Source organism: Chryseobacterium sp. UYP7, from assembly GCF_056279225.1.
On record NZ_JBWBQW010000022.1, the window covers coordinates 1 to 1322 of the forward strand.

Consider the following 1322-nt stretch of genomic DNA (forward strand, 5'->3'; position numbering starts at 1 on the left):
CTCTGTCTTGTTTATTTAAAGGTATTAATTTTATGAATGTAAAGTAAAGAAGGTATTTCTATTAGCGGGTCGGATGTTTATATCATAAAGATTTTTGCTAATTGTTCAATTTGTTATATTTACAAAAACTTGTTATAAAAAGTCCCCGCCAACAGAAATACCCAACCGTTATGTGCGATTTCATAAAAACTGTAGAAAGAATGAAAAAAGTAATCATTTTACTAATTGGACTTTTGACAATTAGTTGTAGTTCATTAAAAGTGCGAAATGATTTTATTTTAAATTTTTCATTCGCAAAATTTGATCTTAATTCACCCGATAGAGCAATTGAATATAATAGCGAAAATGGTAAATGTATATTTAAATTTGGTTCGGAAATATCTGAATTAATATTACCACTTTCTCAAAGTGAAAAGGAAACTTTATTACAAATAAGTTCCAAAAATTTTAATATGTGCATTAAATTCGAGGATAAAGATTTAGGCAATTTTTACACAAATTATAAATTGAAATTTAAAAATCAATCTGGGCATATTAAATGTAAAGAAGAATTAAGTAGTGCAGAAAATGCGAACAGCAAGGAAGTTCTATTCTATTATAAATTATTACAGTTTTTAAAACAGAGACCTGAATATAAAAATAAATTTCCTGAACAATTTGAAACTGCATCAAAGAAACCTCACATAACAAAGTATTTATACAAGCGGGTATGAAGTTTTCATCGAAGATTTCAGCAATTAATTAAGTTTTAGCGAGTATAAAGTTTTCGTATTTTTATCCCGCCTGCATAAATACCCAAACGTTATAGGCAATTGAAAAAACCGCGCTTCGAATGAAATATCGAATATTTATTTACATGATATTTTTTATAATCTATTGTGCATTGGCATTTCCGATTGCATCTATTCAAGATATTTTTAAAATTGGTTCAACTGAACTAATACTTTTTCTAGGATTTGGAATTTTAAATATTCTATTTGCATTCTACTTTTTAAAATGGAATAAAACGCTGAATATTATTCTCTCTTTTATCATATCATTTGTGGCATTGAGTGCTGTTCATTTAGTTTCAAAATTTCATTTAGAACCAAATTGGGATGCTTATGGAATTTATACTGCAATTATCACAAACGCTCTAACATCTATTCTACTTTGGGAAGTTGCATTCCAGATTAAAAAAAAATTAAAGATCCAAAAATTGGACGTTTAAAATAAAATGTGAAAATCAACTGCCTATAACATATTCTATGACAAAAAGCAAGCAAAAATCTAAAAATTAAGCAGCAAATTTTTGCAGATTGACAAAGTTTGATTCCCGTTGG

General features: G+C 27.4%; 2 protein-coding genes. Both read left to right on the forward strand.

What is annotated here, in order from left to right; all coding sequences use genetic code 11:
- Window positions 1–200 precede the first annotated feature (200 nt).
- Window positions 201–713: a hypothetical protein gene (locus ACZ9HT_RS16950; protein WP_476041678.1), complete on the forward strand. Its 513-nt coding sequence runs from the start codon at window positions 201–203 to the stop codon at window positions 711–713.
- A gap of 143 nt (window positions 714–856) precedes the next feature.
- Window positions 857–1210, forward strand: coding sequence for a hypothetical protein (locus tag ACZ9HT_RS16955; RefSeq protein WP_476041679.1), 354 nt, complete (start codon window positions 857–859; stop codon window positions 1208–1210).
- Window positions 1211–1322: the final 112 nt, after the last annotated feature.